This window comes from Cupriavidus lacunae, from assembly GCF_003353055.1.
GTDB lineage: Bacteria > Pseudomonadota > Gammaproteobacteria > Burkholderiales > Burkholderiaceae > Cupriavidus > Cupriavidus lacunae.
Window position 1 is genome coordinate 1 of sequence record NZ_QKWJ01000175.1, and the last position, 5,451, is coordinate 5,451.

A 5,451-nucleotide genomic window follows, 5' to 3' on the forward strand; every position below is an offset into this window, starting at 1 on the left:
CAGTCTTCGAGATCTTCCGTATCAGGCAAAATTGCCACCACTGATTGTCAACTTCACCCGAAGTTAACACCGTCCAATCCGGTTTACAACCTTTCCTATCGAGATGTGGGTAAAGGCAAGCGCTTGCGGGAGAGGGGAGCGCCCACCACGGGCGGCGGCTACGTCCATGCGCTAACGCAACGCCATCTGCCTTCCTTCACTACTTGCTGCGGCTCATCATCAGCTCGAGATTGGCCTTGCGGTCGGCATTGACCTTCTGCACCGACTCACGCGCCGACAGCGTCTTCAGGTAGTCCTTGACCGGCAGGTCCGCCAGCAGGTCGGTGCCGTAGATGATCTTGGTGCACGACGACACCAGCGGCAGGTGCACGGCGGCGGCGCAGTCGGCCAGCGTGAAGGTGTCGCCGGCGATATACGGCGAGAACTTCGTCAGCTTGGCGAAGGCCGGGATATAGCGCGACAGCAGCTTGTGCTGGCGCTCCTTGACGCCGTCGCTGACCTTGCCGCCGAAGAAGGCCTCGGGGTACAGCTCGCGCGCGGTCAGCTCCAGGTACAGTTCCATGAAGACGACGATCTCGCGCACCTTGGCGGCCTGGAACGGGTCGCGCGGCAGCAGCGGCGCCTGCGGATAAGCCGCCTCCACATAGTCGACGATCGCTTCGGACTCGCACAGCGGGCCGGATTCGGTGATGATGTAGGGCACCTTGCCCGCGGGCGTGGCCGCCGGGTCGGTCTGGCCGAGCCAGGCCAGCACCTCTTCGAACGGCACGTTCTTTTCCAGAAGCGCCAGCTTCACTTTGTTGTAGTAGTTGCTGGCGGCAAAACCGCAGAGCTTCAGCATGTCGTCTCTCTCCGTTATTGGAATGATCCCCGCATCGCACGGTGCGGATGTCGGGTGATTGTGGACCATCCGGAGCTTGCAGTGTGCCGGCTGGCCGATCAGCGCACGCCGCCTGCCCTGCCCATCTGTCGCGGAAGGTGCAGAAAACGTACGATCGTGCTAATTTAACCACAACTCTTGGGACGAATAATGAGCACTTTCACCATCGATACGCTGGGTATCGTCGGCACCGGCGCCATGGGCCGGGGCATCGCGCAGATCGCCGCACAGGCGGGCCTGACCGTCAACCTGTACGACGCCAACCCGCAAGCGGTCGCCGCCGCGCGCCAGTACCTGCAGGAAACGCTGGCCAAGCTGGCCGACAAGGGCAAGATCAGCGCCGCCGACGCCGAGGCCACGCTGGCCCGCGTCAAGCCCTGCGGCGCGGTGGAAGACCTGGCCGGCTGCGACATGGTGCTGGAAGCCATCGTCGAGAAGCTGGAAGTCAAGCGCGACCTGATCGCCAGGCTCGAAGCCGTGCTGCGTGAAGACGCCATCATCGCCTCGAACACGTCGTCCCTGTCGATCACCGCGATCGCCGTCGGTGCCAGGCACCCGGGCCGCATCGCCGGCTACCACTTCTTCAACCCGGTGCCGCTGATGAAGGTGGTCGAAGTCATCGACGGCCTGTCGGGCAACCCCGCGGTGGGCGACGCGCTGATGGCGCTGTCGCGCCGCATGGGCCATACGCCAGTGCGCTGCAAGGACATGCCGGGCTTTATCGTCAACCATGCCGGCCGCGGCATGAATATCGAAGGCCTGAAGGTCGCGCAGGAAGGCGTGGTCGAGTTTGCCGACATCGACAACATCATGCGCGAGCAGGCCGGCTTCCGCATGGGGCCGTTCGAGCTGATGGACCTGACCGGGCTGGACGTGTCGCACCCGGTGATGGAATCGATCTACAACCAGTTCTACCAGGAACCGCGTTACCGCCCCTCGCCGATCACCGCGATCCGCGCGGTCGGCGGGCTGATTGGCCGCAAGGCCGGCGCCGGTTTCTATTCCTACGCCGATGGCCAGAAGCAAGTGCCGGCCGCCGCCGCGGTGCCGGGCGCACGTCCGTCGAGCGTATGGGTGAGCCACGCCAGCGAGCGCGGCCACGCCATGGTGACCAGGCTGCTGGGCGCGCTGGGCGTGACCCCGGAAGGCGGCAACAAGCCGTCGGCCGACGCGCTCATCATCGTCACGCCGCTGGGCCTGGACGCCACCACCAGCGCGCTGCAACAGGGCCTGGACCCGGCCCGCACCGTCGCCATCGACACGCTGCTGCCGTTCGAGGCCACCAAGCGCCGCACGCTGATGACCACGCCGGCCACCAGCGCCGCCGCGCGCGACGGCGCGCATGGCCTGTTTGCCAGCGACGGCGTGCCGGTCACGGTGATCCGCGACTCGGCCGGCTTCGTTGCACAGCGCATTCTCTGCTGCATCATCAATATCGCCAGCGATATCGCGCAGCAGCGCATCGCCACGCCGACTGACATCGACCTCGCCGTCAACCTCGGCCTCGGCTACCCGAAGGGCCCGCTGGCGCTGGGCGACGCGGTCGGCCCGCAACTGGTGCTGGAGACGCTGCGCAATATGGAAGCGCTGACCGGCGACATGCGCTACCGCCCGAGCCCGTGGCTGTGGCGCCGTGCCGGCCTGGGCCTGTCGTTGCTGACCGAAGAGCAGTAAGCCCGCCCCCGCGCCACCGACCGAGCCACGCCCATGCCTGCACAGTTGCTTTCCCACCGCGTCGATTCGACCCTGGTGCTGACCATCTCGAACCCCGAGGCGCGCAATGCGCTGCACCCGGACATCTACGCGGCCTCGCAGCAGGCGCTGGAGCAGGCCGCGGCCGATGGCTCGGTGCGCGCGGTGATCTTTACCGGTGCCGACGGCATGTTCTGCGCGGGCGGCAACCTGAACCGGCTGCTGGGCAACCGCAGCCAGCCACCCGAGGTGCAGGCCGCCAGCATCGAGGTGCTGAACGGATGGATCCAGTCGCTGCACGCCTTTCCCAAGCCGATCATCGCGGCAGTGGAAGGTGCGGCCGCGGGCGCGGGTTTCTCGGTGGTACTGGCGTGCGACTTCGTGGTGGCTGCCAGCGACGCCAAGTTCGTGATGGCCTACGTCTCGGTCGGGCTGACGCCGGATGGCGGCGGCTCGTACGAGCTGGCGCGCGCACTGCCGCGCCAGCTTGCGAGTGAACTGATGATGGAAGGCAGGCCGGTCAACGCCGAGAGGCTGGCGCAGTTCGGCCTGGTCAACCGCGTCACGCCGCCGGGCGAGGCGCTGGCCGAGGCATTGCGCCTGGCGCAGGGCATCGCCAAGCAATCGCCGCATGCGGTGGGCCGCATCAAAGGCCTGATCAACCATGCGGGCACTGCCTCGCTGGCCGAACACCTGTTGGCCGAGCGCGACAGCTTCGTGGCCGCGCTGCATCACCCCGACGGTGGCGAAGGCATCAGCGCCTTCCTGGAGAAGCGCAAGCCGCAATACCGCTGAAGCCGGGCCTGGCGCCCGGCTTTACCCTGACGGCCAGCCCGCGGCAGACGGGCATGCCGACACAATGCAAGGAGACAACGCATGGAATTGCCGCCGTCCTCGCGTCGCCGCATCTACCTGATGCGGCATGGTGCCGTGTCTTACTTCGATGAGGCCGGGCGCCGCACCACCCTGCCCGAGATGGTGCCCCTGAACGAGACTGGCCGCATGCAGGCCACCGCCGCCGGCCGCGCCTTTGCCGCCGAGCAGATCCGCTTCGACCGCGTCATTGTCAGCGGGCTGCCGCGTACGGTGGAGACCGCCGAACGGGTGCTGGCCGAGCTGCCGGAGATGGAAGGCATCGTCCCTGAAGTCTGGCCAGAGCTACAGGAGATCCGCGGCGGCGACCTGTCCGCGGTTGCCGACCAGGACCTGCGCGACGCCTTTGTCGGCGCCTTCGAAGGCGAAGTGCCGGAAGACAAGCGCTTTCTCAACGGCGAGACCATCGGCGCGTTCCTGGACCGCGTGCTGCCGGCGCTGGCACGCCTGCGCGCCGACCCGGGCTGGGACACCGTGCTGATGGCGCTGCATGGCGGCACCAACCGCGCCATCCTGTCGCAGGCCATCACCTGCGGGCGGCGCGTGTTCTTTGGCTCGCTGCTGCAGACCGCGGGCTGCATCAATGTGCTCGACATGGGCGACGAGCCGCACGACTGGGTGGTGCGCATGACCAACTACTCGCCGCCCACGCCCGTGCACAGCGGCACGCGCCACACCACCATGGAAGTGCTGCTGCACCAGTATTTGCGCGGACGCCAGCCCGCTGGCTGAGCGCCCCCGGACCCATCCCCATCGAACGAACCCGAACAGAGAACCAACGGAGACAGCATGACGAGCAACGTATCGCACTTCGAGGGCACGCGCCCGGTGGCCGACCAGCAGCGTTTCGACACTGCCGCGCTGGAGGCCTGGATGCGCCAGCACGTGGACGGCTTTGCCGGCCCGCTGACCGTGGAGCAGTTCAAGGGCGGCCAGTCCAATCCGACCTTCAAGCTGGTCACGCCCGGCCAGACCTATGTGATGCGCGCCAAGCCCGGTCCCAAGAGCAAGCTGCTGCCGTCGGCGCACGCGATCGAGCGCGAGTACCGCGTGATGGCCGCGCTGGCCGGCAGCGACGTGCCGGTGGCGCGCATGTACGCACTGTGCGAGGACGAGTCAGTGATCGGCCGCGCCTTCTACATCATGGAATTCGTTGCCGGCCGCGTGCTGTGGGACCAGTCGCTGCCGGGCATGAGCACGGCCGAGCGCAGCGCCATCTATGACGAGATGAACCGTGTCATCACCGCGCTGCACACGGTCGACTACAACGCCATCGGCCTGGGCGACTACGGCAAGCCCGGCAACTACTTCCAGCGCCAGATCGAGCGCTGGACCAAGCAATACAAGCTGTCCGAGACCGAGTCGATCCCGTCGATGGACGCGCTGATGGACTGGCTGCCGCAGCATATCCCGCAGGAAGACGCCGACCTGACCTCGATCGTGCATGGCGACTACCGGCTCGACAACCTGATGTTCCACCCGACCGAGCCGCGCGTGCTGGCGGTGCTGGACTGGGAGCTGTCCACGTTGGGCCACCCGATGGCCGACTTCAGCTACCACTGCATGAGCTGGCATATCGCCCCGGGCCAGTTCCGCGGCATCGCCGGCCTGGACTTCGCCGCGCTGGGCATCCCCGACGAAGCCAGCTACCGCCGCCTGTACGAGCAGCGCACCGGCCGCCCGATCACCGGCGACTGGAACTTCTACCTGGCCTTCAGCATGTTCCGCATCGCCGGCATCCTGCAGGGGATCATGAAGCGCGTGGTGGATGGCACCGCGTCGTCGGCGCAGGCGCTGGACGCGGGCAAGCGCGCGCGGCCGATGGCGGAGATGGGGTGGCAATACGCGCAGAAGGCGAAGGACTGATCGCTTGCTGATGGTTGGCTCCCCTCTCCCGCTTGCGCTTGCCTTTACCCACATCTCGATAGGAAAGGTTGTAAACCGGATTGGACGGTGTTAACTTCGGGTGAAGTTGACAATCAGTGGTGGCAATTTTGCCTGATACG

At 66.7% G+C, this 5,451-nt stretch carries 5 protein-coding genes; 4 read left to right on the forward strand and 1 reads right to left on the reverse strand.

Features of this window, described 5'->3' with window-relative positions; translation table 11 throughout:
• Window positions 1-199: 199 nt before the first annotated feature.
• Entirely contained in the window at window positions 200-841 is a 642-nt protein-coding gene (locus tag DN412_RS42080; protein WP_115216883.1) for a glutathione S-transferase, read from the reverse strand.
• A 189-nt stretch (window positions 842-1,030) separates the two neighbouring features.
• On the opposite strand from DN412_RS42080, the gene DN412_RS42085 reads away from it, so the two are divergent.
• The 4 genes from DN412_RS42085 to DN412_RS42100 all read left to right on the forward strand — a co-directional run bounded on the left by DN412_RS42085 (window position 1,031) and on the right by DN412_RS42100 (window position 5,311).
• On the forward strand, window positions 1,031-2,554 hold the full coding sequence (locus DN412_RS42085; RefSeq protein ID WP_115216884.1) for a 3-hydroxyacyl-CoA dehydrogenase: 1,524 nt from the start codon (window positions 1,031-1,033) through the stop codon (window positions 2,552-2,554).
• Window positions 2,555-2,587: 33 nt separating this feature from the next.
• A complete protein-coding gene (locus DN412_RS42090) occupies window positions 2,588-3,367 on the forward strand; it encodes an oxepin-CoA hydrolase, alternative type (protein ID WP_115216885.1) in 780 nt (259 codons plus the stop codon).
• Window positions 3,368-3,448: 81 nt separating this feature from the next.
• Window positions 3,449-4,177, forward strand: a complete 729-nt coding sequence (locus tag DN412_RS42095; protein WP_115216886.1) for a histidine phosphatase family protein — start codon at window positions 3,449-3,451, stop codon at window positions 4,175-4,177.
• A 57-nt stretch (window positions 4,178-4,234) separates the two neighbouring features.
• Window positions 4,235-5,311 carry a phosphotransferase gene (locus tag DN412_RS42100; protein WP_115216887.1) on the forward strand — a complete coding sequence of 359 codons (1,077 nt, stop codon included), beginning with the start codon at window positions 4,235-4,237 and terminating at the stop codon, window positions 5,309-5,311.
• Window positions 5,312-5,451 lie beyond the last annotated feature (140 nt).

Bases quoted from the DNA above. Each gene is read 5' to 3' on its own strand.
- DN412_RS42085 (WP_115216884.1), top strand. From the start codon at position 1,031: ATGAGCACTTTCACCATCGATACGCTGGGTATCGTCGGCACCGGCGCC.
- DN412_RS42080 (WP_115216883.1), bottom strand. From the start codon at position 841: ATGCTGAAGCTCTGCGGTTTTGCCGCCAGCAACTACTACAACAAAGTG.
- DN412_RS42100 (WP_115216887.1), top strand. From the start codon at position 4,235: ATGACGAGCAACGTATCGCACTTCGAGGGCACGCGCCCGGTGGCCGAC.
- DN412_RS42095 (WP_115216886.1), top strand. From the start codon at position 3,449: ATGGAATTGCCGCCGTCCTCGCGTCGCCGCATCTACCTGATGCGGCAT.
- DN412_RS42090 (WP_115216885.1), top strand. From the start codon at position 2,588: ATGCCTGCACAGTTGCTTTCCCACCGCGTCGATTCGACCCTGGTGCTG.